This window comes from Hymenobacter sp., from assembly GCF_036388155.1.
Taxonomy (GTDB): Bacteria; Bacteroidota; Bacteroidia; order Cytophagales; family Hymenobacteraceae; genus Hymenobacter.
The window spans coordinates 33,890-49,037 of the sequence record NZ_DASVSI010000175.1 but is presented as its reverse complement, the minus strand read 5'-3'; the positions used below and the strand labels follow the sequence as shown (position 1 = coordinate 49,037).

Annotated in this window: 12 protein-coding genes; 5 read left to right on the top strand and 7 right to left on the bottom strand. The window is 64.3% G+C overall.

Going from position 1 to position 15,148, the window contains the following annotated elements:
• Positions 1-26 precede the first annotated feature (26 nt).
• The 4 genes from VF629_RS24580 (at position 27) to VF629_RS24565 (ending at position 4,917) form a co-directional block, all read left to right on the top strand.
• Positions 27-1,559, top strand: coding sequence for a RagB/SusD family nutrient uptake outer membrane protein (locus tag VF629_RS24580; RefSeq protein ID WP_331061162.1), 1,533 nt, complete (start codon positions 27-29; stop codon positions 1,557-1,559).
• 33 nt (positions 1,560-1,592) lie between these two features.
• Entirely contained in the window at positions 1,593-2,879 is a 1,287-nt protein-coding gene (locus VF629_RS24575) for a PKD domain-containing protein (RefSeq protein ID WP_331061161.1), read from the top strand.
• A 45-nt stretch (positions 2,880-2,924) separates the two neighbouring features.
• Complete coding sequence (locus tag VF629_RS24570; RefSeq protein WP_331061160.1) at positions 2,925-3,806, top strand: glycoside hydrolase family 16 protein; 882 nt, start codon at positions 2,925-2,927, stop codon at positions 3,804-3,806.
• A 271-nt stretch (positions 3,807-4,077) separates the two neighbouring features.
• Positions 4,078-4,917 (top strand): glycoside hydrolase family 16 protein, encoded by an 840-nt coding sequence (locus VF629_RS24565; protein WP_331061159.1) that lies wholly within the window; start codon positions 4,078-4,080, stop codon positions 4,915-4,917.
• Between the two features lie 225 nt (positions 4,918-5,142).
• Here the strand turns inward: VF629_RS24565 and VF629_RS24560 are convergent, their stop codons facing one another.
• From VF629_RS24560 to VF629_RS24545, 4 genes are all read right to left on the bottom strand, one after another.
• Positions 5,143-5,844, bottom strand: coding sequence for a hypothetical protein (locus VF629_RS24560; protein ID WP_331061158.1), 702 nt, complete (start codon positions 5,842-5,844; stop codon positions 5,143-5,145).
• A gap of 90 nt (positions 5,845-5,934) precedes the next feature.
• Positions 5,935-6,540, bottom strand: a complete 606-nt coding sequence (locus tag VF629_RS24555; RefSeq protein ID WP_331061157.1) for a hypothetical protein — start codon at positions 6,538-6,540, stop codon at positions 5,935-5,937.
• Positions 6,513-6,788 carry a LamG-like jellyroll fold domain-containing protein gene (locus tag VF629_RS24550; protein ID WP_331061214.1) on the bottom strand — a complete coding sequence of 92 codons (276 nt, stop codon included), beginning with the start codon at positions 6,786-6,788 and terminating at the stop codon, positions 6,513-6,515. Before VF629_RS24550 ends, VF629_RS24555 begins: the two co-directional genes overlap by 28 nt.
• Positions 6,710-7,738 (bottom strand): hypothetical protein, encoded by a 1,029-nt coding sequence (locus tag VF629_RS24545; protein WP_331061156.1) that lies wholly within the window; start codon positions 7,736-7,738, stop codon positions 6,710-6,712. Before VF629_RS24545 ends, VF629_RS24550 begins: the two co-directional genes overlap by 79 nt.
• Positions 7,739-7,800: 62 nt before the next feature.
• Here VF629_RS24545 and VF629_RS24540 point away from each other — a divergent pair, with 62 nt between their 5' ends.
• The gene (locus VF629_RS24540; protein ID WP_331061155.1) at positions 7,801-11,112 is read left to right on the top strand and encodes a cyclic nucleotide-binding domain-containing protein; all 3,312 of its coding nucleotides are present in this window, start codon (positions 7,801-7,803) and stop codon (positions 11,110-11,112) included.
• Between the two features lie 222 nt (positions 11,113-11,334).
• Here VF629_RS24540 and VF629_RS24535 read toward each other — a convergent pair whose 3' ends face one another.
• The 3 genes from VF629_RS24535 to VF629_RS24525 form a co-directional block, all read right to left on the bottom strand.
• The gene (locus VF629_RS24535; protein WP_331061154.1) at positions 11,335-12,381 is read right to left on the bottom strand and encodes an adenylate/guanylate cyclase domain-containing protein; all 1,047 of its coding nucleotides are present in this window, start codon (positions 12,379-12,381) and stop codon (positions 11,335-11,337) included.
• A 161-nt stretch (positions 12,382-12,542) separates the two neighbouring features.
• On the bottom strand, positions 12,543-12,920 hold the full coding sequence (locus VF629_RS24530) for a response regulator (RefSeq protein ID WP_331061153.1): 378 nt from the start codon (positions 12,918-12,920) through the stop codon (positions 12,543-12,545).
• A 179-nt stretch (positions 12,921-13,099) separates the two neighbouring features.
• Complete coding sequence (locus tag VF629_RS24525; RefSeq protein WP_331061152.1) at positions 13,100-15,067, bottom strand: tetratricopeptide repeat-containing sensor histidine kinase; 1,968 nt, start codon at positions 15,065-15,067, stop codon at positions 13,100-13,102.
• Between the last annotated feature and the right edge of the window lie 81 nt (positions 15,068-15,148).

The window sequence follows — 15,148 nt, the reverse complement described above, 5'->3', positions numbered from 1 at the left end:
TCATTCAAATTCCCACCACTACTGTCATGACTATTTCAAAAGTTGCCTGCGCCGCGTTCCTGCTTTCCCTGGGCTTGCTGGGCGGCTGCGGCGAGAAGTTTCTGGAAGAAGCCCCCGTTGACCAGATTACGGACGCCAACTTTTACCAAACCGAGCAAGACGCCATTCAGGCCACCAACGCCGCTTACAGCGAGTTGACCAAAGAAGGCCAGTACAACTTGGCCATGTGGGCTTTCGACATCTGGGCCGATAACTCGGTTTCGGGCGGCGACGACGGCAACGACGCCGTGGAGTACAAGCAGCTCGAATCTTTCAGCATTCCGAGCACCAACATCGTGGCCAACCGCCTTTGGGGCGGCTCCTTCATCGGCGTGCAGCGGGCCAACCTGGTGCTGCAAAAGGTGCCGGCCATCACCAACATCAGCGCCGGCATCAAGCAGCGCTGCCTGGGCGAGGCCCAATTTCTGCGGGCCAAGTTTTACTTCGACCTGGTGCGGGCCTACGGCGATGTGCCGCTGTTTACGGCGCCGCCCGCCAGCCCCGAAGCGGTAAACATTCCGCGCACGCCCGCGGCCGAGGTGTACAAGCAGATTGAGCAGGACCTGAAGGACGCCTTCGCCAACCTGCCGGCTTCTTATGCCGGCACCGATTTGGGCCGCGCCACCAAGTGGGCCGCCGCCGGCCTGCTGGCCAAGGTGTACATCACCGAGGGCAAAAAACCGGAAGCCGCCGAGTGGGCTCGCCAGGTCATCAGCAACTCGGGCAAAACGATGTGGGACAACTACGCCGACAACTTTAAAGTGGGCAACGAAAACCGCAACGAGAAAGAGTCTTTATTTGAGGTGCAGTACGTGAACGGCCGCAACGAATACGAGCGCAACAACGTGGGCTCGGCCATGAACGAATTCTTCGGGCCCCGCGGCGCCAACCAGACGCCGGGCAGCGGCTACGGCTTCAACGTGCCCGAGCCCGATTTTGTGAACGGCTACGAGGCCGGCGACACCCGGAAAGCCGCCACCGTTTGGGTGCCCGGCGACGCGTTTGTGGACGGCAAAACGCAGGCGCCCCGCGCCACCGGCTCGCCGTTTGGCTACAACGTGAAGAAGTGGTTTGTGGGCAAGGTGAACACCAACATCTGGGACTCGCCGCTCAACGTGCCGGTGATGCGCCTGGCCGAGGTGTACCTGATTCTGGCCGAGGCCGTGGGGCCGACGACGGAAGGCCTCGAAGCCATCAACAAAGTGCGCCGCCGCGCCTTTGGCCTGCCCATCAACACGCCTTCGGCCGCCCGCGACCTCACGGCCAACACCCCCGACTTCACGGCCGCCGTGCTGCGCGAGCGCAAGTACGAGCTGGCCTTCGAGTTTGACCGGTGGTTTGACCTGAAGCGCTACAACGGCACGCCCTACGGACTAATTCCGGTGATGACGGCCCAGCGGGATTTCCTGCGCACGCTGGGCATTCAGCGCGCGGTGCCTACGGCCACCAACCTGGTGCTGCCCATTCCGCAATCGGAGCTCGACGCCAACCCCGGCCTCAAACAGAACCCCGGCTACTAAGCCGCTTCCCTCCTACTCTCAGCTTCATAGCACATGAAAAATATTTGGAATAAAGCGGGTTTGCTGCTGGTTGGTAGTTCCCTGCTGCTGGCCTCCTGCGACAAAGGCGACGAAGGCACCCTCGACGGTCCCATCCCGACGGTGGACTTCACCTCGACCATCGACGCCACCCAATTTCCGGTGGTGGTGACGTTCAAAAACAACACCCAGAACGGCTTTCTGTACCAGTGGAACTTCGGCGATGGCACGGGCGTGTCGTCGGCCTCCGATGTGACTCACGCCTACCAGCGCGCCGGCACTTTCACGGTCAAGCTGACCTCGGCCGGGAAAGGGGGCTCGGCCACCGGCCCGGGCAAGGACGTGGTGATTCCGTCGGCCTGCAACAACGCGAGCTTTTCGGCCCTCACCGGCTGCGCTGGCAACGGCGCCGCTTCCTGGACGATTTCCAGCCAGCCCGGCGCCATCGTGCGGCTGGCCGCCAACGGCACCACCGTGCTGTCGTCGGCGCCGGCCGCGGGCGGCACTTTGCCGGCCTGTCAGCTCGACGACGAATTCACCTTTGGCAGCAACTACACCTACAGCTACAACGCCGGCGGCACCAACGGCCAAACCTTTGCCAACGGCGCTTGCGGCCAGGCCCGCGACCCCAATTCCAATTTCGTGTTCAAGCCCGTGGGCGCGCTGGGCCAGATTATCCTCAGCGCCAAAGGCTCCTTCATCGGCGTCACCGACTCGGTGGCGAACAAGACCTACGACATCCTGGAGGCCACCGCCACCAGCCTGCGCCTGCGCGGCACCAACCCGGACGGCTCTTTCACCGTGATTACGTACGCGCCGCAGATTTCGGCCGTTGACCGGGTGAAGCTGGTGCTCACCGGCGGCTCGAGCCGCACCTGGAAGCTGGACAACACCGTGGTGGCACCCATTACGGTCGGCCCCAGCGACACCGACCCCATCAGTTACTTCGCCGGCAACCCCACGGCCGGGGCCCTGCCCGCCTGCCAAGCCGACGACGAGTACACCTTCAGCACCGCCAACGTGTTCTCGTATGACGCCAAGGCGGAGACGTTTGTGGCGGGCAGCACCGGCGGCTGCCAGGCGCCGCGCACGCTCACTACGCCCTACTCCTTTGGGGCAGCCTCGGGCACGGGCCTTGCGCAAATCACGCTGACCAGCGCCACGCCGCGGCCCTTCATGGGCGTCACGGACGCGCCCGATTTGGTGTACCGCATCCTTTCCATCAGCAACACCAACATGGTGGTGCGGGCGGGCAGCACGGCGGCCGGGGTGGTGTTCGACATGAAGTTCGTGGTGAAATAGCCACGGCATCAACCCGTTAAATCTTCTCTTATTCTTACTTAACTTATGAATCTTCTCCCGCGCTATTCCCCGTTTAGCCGCTGCTTGGCCGGGGCCGGCTTTTTGCTGGCCCTGAGCCTGGGCTCGTGCACAGAGGAAAAGAAGGCCGTTGTTCCGGCTCCCACTCCGCCCCCTGCGCCCCCGGCCAACTCCGAAGCCAAGGACTACAACGCCTACACCGAGCTGGTGTGGAGCGACGAGTTCAACGGCGGCGCCCTCGACCAAGCCAAGTGGGGCTTCGACCTGGGCGCGGGCGGCTGGGGCAACCGGGAGCTCCAAACCTACACCAACTCGACAGAAAACGTGTTCACCGGCGGTGGCATCCTCACGATTAAGGCCGTGAAGCCCATCTCTGGCAGCCCAGCTTATACTTCAGGCCGCATCCTGACCAAGGGCAAGCGCAGTTTCGTGTTTGGCCGCATCGACGTGCGGGCCAAGATTCCCAAGGGCAAAGGCATTTGGCCGGCCATCTGGATGCTGGGGGCAGACATCGACCAGAACAACTGGCCCAAGTGCGGCGAAATCGACATCATGGAATTGCGCGGCAGCAAGCCCCGGGAGTTGCTCTCGACCATGCACTACGCCAACGCGGCTGGCACCCGTGAGCTGAAAGGCACCACTGCGGTGCAACCAGCCGACTTGTCCGACGCCTTCCACGTTTATTCGATGGTGCGAAGCCAAGACCAAATTCGCGTGTACATAGATGGTACGCAGTTTTACAGCTTTGGCAAGGCCGACGTGGGCAGCGGCCCATACCCGTTCAACAACCCCTTCTTCGTGATTCTGAACGTGGCCGTGGGCGGTGACTTCGACGGCGACCCCAACGCCACCACCACCTTCCCGCAGCAGATGGACGTGGACTACGTGAAGTTTTTCCAATACAAATAAGCTGGCCTGCAAGCCAGTCTGCTGCCATTCCGGCGGGACTTGGTGGGAACAAATATTCCCGTCGGATAGAGCGGTGGCCGCACTCGGTTCGGACAAGCCGGGTGTGGCCGCCCCCGATGGCGCTTGTTGGCTAGTGGTTGTTAGTTACTAGTTGTCAGTTGTCTGATAAATACTTACAAGCGCCCTAACAACCGACAACTAGCAACTAGCAACCAACGGCTAGCCCTCCGTTTAACTTTGCACGGCTACTTACAAGCCCGTTGTTTGTCGCATGATTTCGACCCTGGTTTCTGGCATCTTGCTGCTGAGCAGCTTTCTGCAAACGGCGCCCCCTGCTCCGGCTTCGCCCGCCAAAAAGCCACGCTACACCTTCGAGAAGCTGGCGTGGAGCGATGAATTCAACTACACCGGCCTGCCCGACTCCACCAAGTGGGGCTATGACGTGGGCGGCTCGGGCTGGGGCAACAAGGAGCTGCAGTACTACACCAAGCGCCGCACCGAAAACGCCCGCGTGGAAGGCGGCAACCTCGTGGTGGAAGCCCGCAAAGAAGCCCTGGTGCCCGGCAACGCCTACACCTCGGCGCGGCTGCTCTCGCGGGGCAAAGGCGGCAGCCAAACCTACGGCCGCTTCGAGGTACGAGCCAAAATACCGGCTGGCCGCGGCACGTGGCCGGCCATCTGGATGCTGCCCGACCAAAACACCTACGGCAACCACAGCTGGCCCGACAACGGCGAAATCGACATCATGGAGCACGTGGGCTACGACCCCAACGTCGTTCATGCCACTACGCACTGCAAGGCCTACTACTTCCGCATCAACAACCAGAAAACCGGCATCACCAAGCTGCCCGATGCCACCACCGCCTTCCACGTGTACAGCGTGGAATGGACGCCGGAAACCATCACGGCCGAGATTGACGGCCAGCTGTACTTCGCCACCCGCAACGAGGGCACCGGCTGGGAGGCCTGGCCCTGGGACAAGCCCTTCCACCTGCTGCTCAACGTGGCCGTAGGCGGCGAATGGGGCGGCCAAAAAGGCATCGACGAAGCCGCTTTTCCCCAGCAAATGCAGGTGGATTACGTGCGGTTTTACCACATGAAAAAGGGGTAAGCTGGTACCGTTGCCGGCCAGCAGGGCGTCGAGCGTGCGCGGGGTCGAAGCAGCTCTGTCGCAGTAAGCAAATCCTCCGCAGCTTGGCTGCCTGCCCAAATCCACCGCTGCGTCTGGCGTATTCCCAAGGCTTCAAGACCCACAAAAAAGGCCCCCACCGGCTTCGGCAGGAGCCTTTTTGCGATAAGATAATCAGGCTATTCTTTGAAGCACTGCCGCCCGGTGCTACTGCACGATGCGGCTGCGCACGAGGGTGCGGGTGTAAGGCACGAAGCGGACGCGCACCCGCTGGCGCACGATGCCCACCCCCGGCGCCCAAGCGTAGTAGGCCGGCCAGCCCCCTTCCGAGGCGTCGGCCGTGAGCCGAACCTCCAGCACGCTGGGATAGGCTTGGCCGCCGACGGTCAGGGGCCGGACGTGCCAGTAGGGGTACATTACGGCGTTGTTGACGTTAAGAAAGCCGCCGGCCTGTTCGCGGGGGATGAGGTAGGGAAACACGTCGGCTCCACCTTCGTCGGCCGTGCTGTTGGGCAAGACCTGCGCCCGCGTGACGTACCAGCACGGGCCTTTGCTGCCCGCATCCTCCCCGCCGGGCAGGGAGCAGTAGCGCGCCACCCCGTAGACCAGGTCGGGCCCGCCCCGGCTCGAGCGCGTGCGCATCCGAAAGTCTTCGTGCTTGAGGAACGGGTACGACTTTCCTTTCAGCACCAAGCGCACCTCGCTCATCTCGGTGGAGACAACCCACACGCTGTCGAGCTGCTGGGTGGCCGAGTCCCGGTACACCCACTGGGTGCCGGGCTGGAAGAGCACGTACGATTTAAGCTCGGCCGGCAGGGGCACAGCGTCGGGTTCGGGCGGGGGCTTCTCGCAGGAAAGGGCCAGCAGCGGCAAGGCCAGTAAGCTCGCCCGCAGGGGGAAATGTTTCATAACGATAATAATGAAATGATTTACTAACTGCCGTTGCGCGGCGCGGCGCAAGACGATACCCGCATCCAAACCGCGCCGCGCAACGGCAATCTACTGAATTTCCAAGCGCACGTGCTCTTCGTCGCTGCCGCAGCACACCACCACCACGTACAGCCCCGGCGGCAGCGCCTGCGTGGAGACGGTCAGGCGCTGCGGGCCGGCGGTGAGCCGGGTGTGTTGAAGCACCGCCGCCCGCTCGGTGCCCATCAGGTCCTGCACCCACACCCGGACCTGCCCGGTCCGCAATTGGTCGAAGTGCAGCGTGGTGGCCCCGCCCGTGGCGGCGGGGTTGGGAGACACGCTCAGGCGCGTGACGAACTTGTTCGGGTTCGGGTGCCCGGGCGGGCGGTTGCCGGCCAGGGCGGCCGAGTCGGCCGGGACCCAGGTGAGCGGGCCGGTGCGGAAGTTGCCCCGCACGGTGCAGGCCAGGGCGCAGGTGCTCACCCAGGCGGGGTCGTCCGAGCCGGGGTTAGCAGTCGCCCCCAGCACGCCCGGCACCGGGTTGCGCCCGCTTTGGGCCACGCCCGACAGGTCGCTCACATTTTGGCTGGGGGAAGCGTCCTGCATGTCGTAGCCCACCACCAGCCCGTACTGGGGGCGACGGCCCGCTGGGTGTACGTTTGCTTCATCTACTCGCCGCTGCGCCACGTGTTCCACACGCGCAGCTCGCCCACCATGCCCCGGAAGTGCTCCCCGTAGGCCCCGTTCAGGTGGTCGGCGCCTAGGGCGAGGGGGCCGTCACTGAAGGCGCTGAGGGCCGTGGTGGGCGAATACGCCGACTCGCGCCCGTCGACGTAGAAGCGCACCCGGTTGGCGCCGTCCCGCGTCACGGCCACATGGTGGCAGCCGTTGTCGTTGGGCACTTGGTTGGCGGGCGCGTAGTAGTTGCGCCCGTTGAGCTGCAGCAGCAGCTGGCCATCGTAGAGGGAAAAAGAATGCCGCTGGTGCCGCTGGTGCCGCTGGAAGAAAACTTCCGGCTGGAAAAGAGGGTCTGGGAACCGGGCGCGCTCAGGTCATCGGCCCGCAGGTAAGCCTCGACGGCAAACTGCTGGCTCAGCTCGTTCACGTAGGAGTTGGTGTTCGGGATGGAAACCACGTCGTCGCCGTCGAACTGCAGGGCCTCGTTGCGTCCGCTACTATTGGTTACGCCCGCGTGGCCGCCCGTCAGCTGACCGCACACGGCCAGCTGCCCGCTGCAGCCCGTCGAGGCGGGCAGGCCCAGCACCGGGTTGGTGCCCAGCGTCGCGGCCGGGTCCACGAACAGCTCGGCCCCGGCGCTGAACACCAGGTTGGCCCCGGTCTCCACGCAGAGAAACGCCCCGCTTTCCACCCGCACCTGCCCGTCCACGAGCAGCGAGCCGCCGTTGCGCACCACCAGCGTGGCCCCGCGCCGCACGGTGAGCACCGAGCCAGCGCTCACCCGCAGCAACCCGCCGTTCTGCGCTTCCAGCAGCCCGCCGTCGGCCAGGGCTACCGCGGCGGTGTGGCCCTGGGCGTTGCCCAGCTCCACCCGGCCTTCCTGGGCCACCAGCAGCCGCATCTGCCCGCACAGCTCTGCCGCGAAGCTGCTGCCGGCCGGCGCGTACTGCCCGCTGCCGCCGTAGCCGCGCTCCGCGCCGGTGTTGAACCCCAGCGCGGCCCCGTCGCGCACCGTCAGCGCGTCGCTCAAGCCGCCCGCCCCTCTGGCGCTTGTGCTCGCCAAGTTGTAGCTGTCGGCCGGCCCGGCCAACTCGTTCTTGTCGAGCGTCACGGTGAACCGGGCCGTCCCGTCGGGGTGGTACACGCCGTTGCTGTTGTCGTCCTCATACAGCTTTACCCATGCGATTGGGAGAACGAAGCCAGCAAAACAATTCATGCCTTCGGCAAGGCCCGTATCTTTGGCTACGACCGTGCCCGGTGGTGCCGGCGTTTTTCTGCATGATTTCTACCGCCTACCTGCAACGCCTGTTCGGCATCAAAGCCAGCGAAACCCGCACCGTGGGGCTGTTTTTGCTGCACAATTTCCTGTTGGGCATCGGCTCGGTGCTAGTGTACGTGGCGGCCAACGTGCTGCTGCTTGAGCACGACCCCGAGCACAGCCTGCCGCTGGGCTACATTGCCGGCGCCCTGGCCATGATGGCCGTGGGCAAAGTCTACACCTACTTCGAGCACCACCTCCTGCTGAAAAAGCTGGCCGTGCGCGTGCTGCTAGCCGTGGTGGTGCTTACCGGCGTGCTGGGCGTGCTGGTGGCGGTGGGGCACTCGGTGGCCGCAGCCGTGGCCATCATGGCCGGCTACCGCGTCATTTACCTGCTCACCAACCTGGAGTTTTGGGGCGTGTCGGCCGTCGTGTTCGACGTGCGGCAGGGCAAGCGGCTGTTCAGCACCATCAGCGCCGGCGACATGCCGGCCAAGGCCCTGGGCGCCATCCTGGCTGCCCTTATCCACGGCGACGCGCAGCTGCCGGTGCTGCTGGGCGTGTCGTTTGTGGCGTACCTGGGGGCGCTTTTTTCGCTGCGCGCCACTCTTGCTTCGCACGTGGTGGAAGCGGCCGAGCGGCCCGTGCGGCGCGTGCAGCAGCCCCAGCCCAACGTGGTGCGGCGGCTGTTCGGCGGCAGCCCGTTGGTGCTGGCCATGTGCCTGAGTTTGGTGGGCATTGGGGCCGTGCTCACGGGGGTGGAGTACATGTTTTTCATCAACGTCAAGCAGAAGTTTCACCAGTCCGAAGACATCACCCGCTCGGTGGGCTGGGTGCTGAGCCTGACCTACCTGGCCGCCATGTTCTTCAAGCTGCTGGTGAGCCGGCAGGCCCTGGAGCGCTACGGCGTGCAATGGTCGCTGCGCCTCTTGCCGGTGGTGGCGCTGGTGGGGCTGCTGGTGTTTGGCGGGCTGCAAGTGCTGGGCGGCTACAGTCAGACAACCCTACTGGCGTATTTCTGCGGCCTCTATCTGCTGTTGGAAGTGCTGCGCCGCACCGTCTTCGACCCCGTTTTCTTGGTGCTGTTTCAGCCGCTCGCGCCGCAGCTGCGGCTGGCGGCGCACACGCTTGCCAAGGGGTTTTACGAACCGCTGGGCATGGGCCTGACCGGCTTGCTGTTCTTTGCGTTTGGCTACCTGGGCGTGCTCGATGGCTGGGCGCCCTTCGTGTGGATGGGCGCGCTGCTGGCCCTGGCCCTGGTGTTTTTGCGCCGCACCTACGTCAGCTACCTGGCCGAATTGAAAGAGGGCCTGGGCCAGCGCTTCGCCGAAACGGCCGAGCTGGCCCTGCCCGACGAGGCCCTGCAAGTGGTGCTGGCCCACCTGCAAAGCCCCCGCGCCACCGAGGTGCTGAACGCCGTAGCCTGGCTGCGCCAACGCCAGCCCGCCACCCTGGCCAGCCATGCCGCCGCCCTGCTCGAACACCCCGAGGAGCGGGTTCGGCTGGCGCTGCTGGCCACGCCCGAGCTACGGCCTTTGCCGCTGGAAGCCCTGCAAGCCCTGGCCTTGCGCGACGCCGCCCCGGCCGTGCGCGCAGCCGCGGCTCAGCAGTTGGCCGCCGCTGCGCCCGATGCCCCAACCGTCGCGGCGCTGCTGGCGGGCACCGATTTGCCCGCCCGGCAAGGAGCCATTCGCGGCGCCTTCACCACGGCGCCCCAGCACCCGCAGGCGCAAGCCAGCTTGCAGCAGCTAGTGGCAGAGGCGTCGCCGGCCACCACCCACGTTGCCTTGGCCCTGCTTGAATTTCTGCCCCTCGAAGCGCAAAAAACACTGGTGCACGATAGCCTGACCGGGCCCGATGCAAATTTGGCTCGGCCGGCCCTGGTGGCCATTGGCACCGTCGGGCACACCCAACTGGCGCACCATCTTCTGGAAGCCCTTACCAACAAGCAGCGCTGGCAACTGGCCGCCGACAGCCTCGTGGCGCTGGGCCCGGCAGTGGTGCCGCTGCTGCGCGACGCCCTGGCCCGTGCCCGCAGCAACGTACAAGCACACCGGTTGGCTTCGGTGCTCGAACGGCTGGGCGGGGCCGGCAGCCGCGCGGCGTTGGTCGAGTTGGCCCAGCACCACGACTTGTTCCACCGGTTGGTGGCCTTGCGCGCCCTGCGCCATTTCCCCGCCGAGCCGGCCACTGCGCCGCTTTTTGAACAGCTGCTGCAGGAAGAATTTGGCCTGGCCGCGGCCCTGCTGGGGGGCCTGGCCGCCGACAAGCGCCCGGCCCTCCACGCTACGGTCGACTACGAATTAGGTCTGTTGCTCCAACGCGTGTTCGGCCTGCTCGCGCAGCTCTACGACGCCGACCTAGTGGCCACCGCGCAGCGCAACGTGGCCCACACCGCCCGCGAACGCCAAGCCAACGCGCTGGAAATTCTCGACAACCTCATTCCCCGACCCATCTACCAAGGCCTTCAGGCGCTGCTCGATGACACGCCGGTGGCCGAAAAAGCCCAGCTCTTTGCCAGCCTCACGGCGGGGCCCGCCCTGGCCCGCGCCCACTTGCCCGGCCTGAACGGGCACGCCGCCACGGCAACTAGCGGCGGAGCAGTCGTGACCGCGCCACTGACGGCGGCGCCACCCACCGAGGCGTTGCCCACGCTGCTGTTGCGCCGGGGCCACACCGCCTTCACCGCCTGGACGCTGAGCGTGGCGCTACGCCACTGGCTGCCTTCGGCCAACAGCTCGCCCGAGCTGCTGCGGCCCTACCTGCAATCATCCACTGCCCTGTTGGCCGAAAGTGCCCAGCTGGCCGCCGAAACGTGGTCGGCCCGTACCGGCCAGCCTTTTCCCGAATTGCTTGCCCCATCCTCCGCCATGAAGCATCATTCCGTCGCCGAAGCCCGCGTCTCTGCCCTGGAGCGGGTGGTGGTCCTCAAAAGCACCGCCCTCTTTGCCCAAACGCCCGAAAACGTGCTCAGCAGCATTGTGCCCATCATGAAAGAAGTGACCTTTGAGGAAGGCCAGGAGATTTTTGCCAAGGGCGAAATCGGTACCTCGCTCTTCGTCCTGCACGACGGGCAGGTGGGCATTTTCAACGGCAACCAGCAACTGGCCACGTTCGGGCCGGGCGACTACTTCGGCGAGCTGGCCCTGCTCGACACCGAGCCGCGCTCCGCTTCCGCTGCCGCCCTCAGCCAGGTCTTGGCCTTCCGCATCGACCAGGAGGACTTCTACGACGTGATGGAGGAACGCGCCGAGGTGCTCCGTAACATGCTGCGCATGCTCTGCCAGCGCATCCGGCAGCAAAACGAGAAAATGCGCGAGCTGGCGCCCTGAGTGCTCGTAAGACGCTATAAGTTGAAGCTGTTGAGAAAGTCGGCTCCGCCCGGTCCGACGCCCTAGGCGTCCGACCGGTTGCCGCCTGGGCCGCCTCCCCGTCACCTTTCAACGACAACCGGTCGGACGCCTAGGGCGTCGGACCGGGCGGAGCCCACTTCCTCAACAGCTTTATTAGTAAATGGGCCGTCCTGCTCATCTGGCGTCCGCGGCATCACATGATTACTCCACCACCTCGTAGATTTTCACGGGCTCCGCTTTATTCTTGAGCTTTACTTCGCTCACGAACTGGCACTTGAAGGCTTCTTTCACCTTCAGGTACACGGCTTCGCTGATGATGATTTGGCCGGGCTTGCCGGCGGCCTGCAGGCGTTGGGAAGTATTCACCACGTCACCAATTACCGTGTAGTCCAAGCGTTTGAGCGAAGCCGAGCCGATGTTGCCCGACACCACTTCGCCGGTGTTCACGCCGATGCTGACCTCGGGGCGGTACTCGAAACCAGCGGGCAGGGTGGCATTGCTCTGCTTTAGGGCCGTGCGGGCCGACAGGGCCGCGTCGATGGCGTTGTCGAGGTGGTTATCGCCGCGGAAAACGGCCATCACGGCATCGCCCATGAACTTGTCGACGTAGCCGCCCTGGGCAATTATCTCCTTCACCACCAAGTCAAAATAGGTATTGAGCAGGCTCACCACGTCGGTAGCGGGCAGCTTCTCGGCCAGCGACGTAAAGCCGCAGATGTCCAGAAAAACGACGGTGGCTTCCACGGTTTCGCTGGCCAGGAGGCGGTTTTCAAAGTCGGGCCGCGTCATGAAATTGAGTACCGTCTCGTCGACGTACATCTTCAGGATGTTGTTTTCCTGAATGGCACGCAGCGTTTCGCGCAGCTGGCGCACCTGGTCGGCGGTTTTTTCGATGGTCACCTCCAGGTCGGCGAAGTCGACGGGCTTGACCACGAAATCGAAGGCCCCGCGGTTCATGGCCGTGCGCAGGTTGCCCAGGTCCCCGTAGGCCGACACGATGACCGTTTTCATGCCCGGGTACTGGGCGTGGGTTTGGGTGAGGAGCGTGAGGCCGTCCATCACCGGCATGTTGATGTCGGAGAGGATAACCGACGTGTCCGGGTGCTCGGAGATGCGCTGCATGGCCTCCTGCCCGTTGGTGGCGAACACAAATTCGTAAACGCTCTCCCGGATTTTGCGCCGAAACTTCTGCTTGATGAGCATTTCGAGGTCGGTTTCGTCGTCGACCACCAATATTTTCGTCTTCATAGGAGTTTATTGAGAGAAGCAAGCCCACCGAAAACCGGTCTTGCCGAGCCAGCAGAAGCATCGTCGCCGCAACGCTATTCCATGTGCATGAGCTAGTTGTACAGGCGCGGGGCGTTGGTGGACTAAGCGGGGCGGTTTTCGAATCGTGAATTGCTCACGGCTTACGGCAGCAGGTGCAGCAATTTATCCTTGAGCACGGCAAAATCCACGGGCTTCGTCAAAAAATCATTTGCGCCCAGGCTCATGGCCTTCTGGTAGCTCTCGTTGTCGCCGTACGCGGTAATCATCACCATTGTGGTGGGCGGCATCTCAAACTCCTCTTTCACGTGGCCCAGCAGCTCGAGGCCGCTCATGCCGGGCATGTTGATGTCGGAGAGAATGATGAGCACCTCGGAGCGGTGGGCCCGCAAAAACTGCATGGCCTCCTCGCCCGAAAACGCAAAGCTGAAACTCAGCTCGCCGCTCCGGATTTCGCGCCGGAAGCGCTGCTGAAACAAGTCGCGCACGTCAGTTTCGTCGTCGACTACCAGGATTTGCATGAGCAGGTTTTTTCAAAGAGTTAGGCAGTGCCAAAGGTAGGACGGCGGCTGTGTTTTAGGCCGTGCCGGTAACAATAATTAGGGCCAGAAAGCCGGTGCCGCCCGCTGCTGGCCAACCCGCCGCAGGAATGGCTGACTACAATTAGCTCGACGCCCAACGGCGACTCCAACTTCACCCTTTACGCCGGCAAGCGCACAATAAATTCGGTGCCCCGCCCCTCCTCGCTCTCCACAACCAAGGTGCCGCGGTGGCCGGTGGTCACGATGTCGTGGCTGAGCGAAAGGCCCAGGCCCGTGCCCTCGCCCGCGGGCTTGGTGGTGAAGAAGGGCTGGAAGATTTTCGCCTGCACCGCTTCCGACATCCCCACCCCGTTGTCGCGCACCCGGATTTCTACGCCGGCGGGCGTGGCGTGGGTGCTCACCACTACTTCGGGCTGATACGTCGCGGAGACACCTTCGCGGCGCTGGCGCTCTTCCACGGCGTGCAGGGCGTTGGTGCACAGGTTTATCAGCACGCGGCCCAGGTCCTGGGGCACCACCGACACGAGCGGCAGGCTGGGGTCGAACTCTGTGGTGAGCTGCACGGTGAACTCTTCGTGCTTTTTGCGCAAGCCGTGGTAGGCCAAGCGCAAGCTTTCGTCCACCAGCGGGTTGAGGCTGGTGGGCTCGCGCTGGCTGGTGCCCGAGCGCGAATGCTCCAGCATGCCTTTGATGATAGAAGAGGCCCGCTGCCCGTGCTGGCTGATTTTTTTGAGGTTTTGCTTGAGCCCGGCCAGAATTTCTTGCTCCAGGCCGGCGTTGCGGGCCGGGTCGCGGGGGTCGCCCGTGATTTCGTCCACCAACTCGGTGCTCACTTCGGCGAAGTTCTTCACGAAGTTGAGCGGGTTTTGCAGCTCGTGGGCAATACCGGCGGTGAGCTCGCCCAGAAACGCCATTTTCTCGGCCTGCACCAGCTGGTCCTGCGCCGTTTTCAGTTCGGCCAGCGACTGCTCCAGGGCTTCTTTGGCTCGCTGCTGCTGGCGGCCGTGGCGCGCCAAAATCAGCGCCACCACCACCAGCACCACCAAGCCCGCCACGAGGCCGTAGGTGCGGTAGCGCGACTTTAGGGCCGCTTGGCTGGCGGCGGCCTGGGCAGCCCGCTGACGCTCGCGGTAGTCCAGGCTTTGCAGGCGCATCACCTTCTCCTGGCCAAAAAGGGTGTCTTTCATCACCAGCATCACGCTCTGGTATTTCAGGGCGCTGTCGGCGAAGCCGCGGGCCTTGAAGTCCTGCGTGAGCAGCGTGCTGGCGTTGAGCACGCCCCGCAAAAACCCGTTGGTCTGGGCCGCCTGGTAGCCCAACCGGGCGTAGTACACGCTGGAATCGGACTGCCCCAGCAGCTGGTAGAGCGTGGCCAGGCCCACGTACGAGAAGTTCAGGCTGCGCAAATGGTGCAGCTTTTTCGACTCGGTGATGCTTTCGCGGTAAAACGCCTTCGCTTCCTTTGGCTGGCCTTGCTTGCGGGCCACGTTGCCCAAGCCGTACAAAATGTAGTTGGTGGGCGTGCGCAGGCGGCGCGCCAGCGCCAAGGCCCGCTCCTGGTAGGCACGCGACGAGTCGAGCTGGTTGAACAAGTCGTAGGCCAGCCCAATGTTGCTCAGCTCGATGACCATGCGGCGCTCGTCGCCCAGGCGCTGGCCGATGCGCAAGGCCCGAAAGTAGTAGTCTAGCCCCTGCCGCTTGTCGCGCAGGTACACGTAGATGATGCCGATGCTGCGCAGGTTCTGGGCTTCGAGGGCCTGGTCGTGGGTGGCCTGGGCGATGCGCAGCGACTGCTGAAACACTTCCAGCGCGCGGGCCAGGTTGCTTTCGCGCAGCGCGGCCCCCAGCCGGTTGAGGGCTTCGCCTTCGCCGTGGCGGTAGCCCATGCTCCGGGCCAGCGTGAGGGCCTTGAGGGCGTACACGGCCGCCGAGTCGGTGCGCTGCGTCCAGAGCTGGTCGCTTATCTGGCACAAGAGCGCCACCCGCATTGTGTCGGGCTGGGGCTGCGCCAGCAGGCGGCGCAGGCTGTCCACGGCCCGGCTTTGGGTGGGCGCGGGCAACGCGCGGGCCTCGCTGCCGCACGGCGCGGCGCACAGCCACGCCAGCAAGCAGAGCCACCGGAGCAACTGGGGTAAAAAGGAAAAACGAGTAGAAAAACTTGCCAAAGACGAAGCAGTAAACAGCCAAAACCACCAGGCGGGCACCAC

Bases quoted from the DNA above. Each gene is read 5' to 3' on its own strand.
- VF629_RS24575 (WP_331061161.1), top strand. From the start codon at position 1,593: ATGAAAAATATTTGGAATAAAGCGGGTTTGCTGCTGGTTGGTAGTTCC.
- VF629_RS24580 (WP_331061162.1), top strand. From the start codon at position 27: ATGACTATTTCAAAAGTTGCCTGCGCCGCGTTCCTGCTTTCCCTGGGC.
- VF629_RS24570 (WP_331061160.1), top strand. From the start codon at position 2,925: ATGAATCTTCTCCCGCGCTATTCCCCGTTTAGCCGCTGCTTGGCCGGG.
- VF629_RS24530 (WP_331061153.1), bottom strand. From the start codon at position 12,920: ATGCAAATCCTGGTAGTCGACGACGAAACTGACGTGCGCGACTTGTTT.
- VF629_RS24540 (WP_331061155.1), top strand. From the start codon at position 7,801: ATGATTTCTACCGCCTACCTGCAACGCCTGTTCGGCATCAAAGCCAGC.
- VF629_RS24535 (WP_331061154.1), bottom strand. From the start codon at position 12,381: ATGAAGACGAAAATATTGGTGGTCGACGACGAAACCGACCTCGAAATG.
- VF629_RS24565 (WP_331061159.1), top strand. From the start codon at position 4,078: ATGATTTCGACCCTGGTTTCTGGCATCTTGCTGCTGAGCAGCTTTCTG.
- VF629_RS24545 (WP_331061156.1), bottom strand. From the start codon at position 7,738: ATGAATTGTTTTGCTGGCTTCGTTCTCCCAATCGCATGGGTAAAGCTG.
- VF629_RS24560 (WP_331061158.1), bottom strand. From the start codon at position 5,844: ATGAAACATTTCCCCCTGCGGGCGAGCTTACTGGCCTTGCCGCTGCTG.